A 1,619-nucleotide genomic window follows, 5' to 3' on the forward strand; every position below is an offset into this window, starting at 1 on the left:
GGGCTGTCGCCGCGCGGCAGGAACTCGGCCATGTCGGTGCGCACCCGCACGCCGGCGAGCACGGCGAGCAGCACGGCAATCGCAGCGGCGAGCGCCGCCAGAACGGGCGCGGCGCGCCTCAGGCGGCTGGCGCGATCAGCATCTGCTGCGCGTCCCCGTTCGGCTGCGTGAGCAGAAAGCGCCGCACCACCGTCCCCGCGCCGTCCAGCCGGACGCTGCGCAGCAGCCGGGCCGCCTCGGCGCGCGGCAGCAGGTCGAGCGTCCAGTCGCCCCACGCCCCGGCCAGCCGTACGTCGAACACCCGGCGCAACGCGTCGAGATCGCCGGACAGCGGGCCGCGTATCGCCTCCACCAGCGTCGCCACCTCCGGCCGGCTGCCGAGGTCGAGCACGCGCGGCGGCGCGTCGCCCAGCGTCTCCGTCAGGCGCATGCCGTCCACCACGAGCCGCTCGCGCTGCGGCCAGTCGGTGTCCTTTTCCAGATAGGCGGGGCGGCGGTAGAGCAGCGTGCCGGTGCTCTCCAGCGGCTGATCGAGGGCGGCGAAGGTCCGCGTCTCGCGAAAGCTCGCGCGCCGTTCCGGGATGGCGGCAAAGCGGGCCATCAGCTCCTCAAGGCGCAGGCTCTCCGCCGCCGCCGCCCGGCGCGCCGGGCCGAACGCCGCGCAGGTCGCCAGCAGCATCCCCAGGCGGCGGCGGCGCAGCGTCATCGGCATCGTCCCAGAAGCGGTAGAAGTTGAACCAGTTAAACGGATGCGCGCGGCAGGCAACCGCCAGAGCGTCGGCATAGCGCGCGACCCAGGCGCGGATATCCTCCTCCCGCGCCCCGCGACGCAACACGATGCGCTCGGCGAAAGGCTCGAAGGTCACGGCATAGCGGCGCCGCCCGGTCCGCACGGCGCGGAACAGCACCACCGGCACATGCAGCGCGGCGGCGAGGATGAAGGGGCCGGCGGGAAAGCGCGCCGGCGCGCCGAGAAAGGGGACGGCGACCATGCGCTGTCCGTCCGGCGCCCGGTCGGCCAGGATGCCGACCACGCCGCCGCCGGCGAGACATTCCTGCACCCGCAGCATGCTCGACGGCTCGCCGATCTCGATCACCTCGTCGCGCAGGCCGGGGGCGAGCCGGTCGAACAGCCCCGTCAGCGCGCCGGCGTTGCGGCGCCACATCAGCGCGCGCACCGGCACCGGCGAGGCGGCGCCCACCGCGCGCAGCACCTCGAAGCTGCCGAGATGGGCGCCGAGCAGGACACAGCCCTCGCCGCGCCCGACGATGCCGGTCAGCACCTCCAGCCCCTCGGTCCGCAGCACCAGCGCCCGGCCGCGTCCGGCCAGGAGATACAGGCGGTCGAGCACGGTGGCCGCGAAGGTGTGGAAATGCGCCGCCACCTCCGCCATCCGCGCGCGGCGGCCGAGCACGCGGGCGAGATAGTCGCGCGAGGCGGCGCGGGCCGGGCGGGCGGTCGCGAGGAACCAGAGCGTGATCGGCCAGAGCAGCAGGCTGCCCACCGTCCACCCGGCGCCGAGCATGGCCCAGGCGGCGGTGCGCAGCAGCCGGGCGCCGCCCCGCTCCGGCGCCAGATGCCAGCCCCGCTCGGCGACCGTCATGGGAGCGCGACGCGC

The 1,619-nt window shown here is 75.5% G+C and carries 2 protein-coding genes; both read right to left on the bottom strand.

What is annotated here, in order from left to right; translation table 11 throughout:
* Positions 1 to 118: 118 nt before the first annotated feature.
* Positions 119 to 706, bottom strand: coding sequence for an outer membrane lipoprotein carrier protein LolA (locus B8460_RS18565; RefSeq protein WP_158322981.1), 588 nt, complete (start codon positions 704 to 706; stop codon positions 119 to 121).
* On the bottom strand, positions 609 to 1,619 hold a 1,011-nt coding region (locus B8460_RS18570; RefSeq protein ID WP_148360701.1), incomplete at its 5' end, for an LpxL/LpxP family acyltransferase. The genes B8460_RS18565 and B8460_RS18570, both read right to left, overlap by 98 nt.

Origin of the sequence: Acidisphaera rubrifaciens HS-AP3 (assembly GCF_000964365.1) — a bacterium.
Lineage (GTDB): Bacteria > Pseudomonadota > Alphaproteobacteria > Acetobacterales > Acetobacteraceae > Acidisphaera > Acidisphaera rubrifaciens.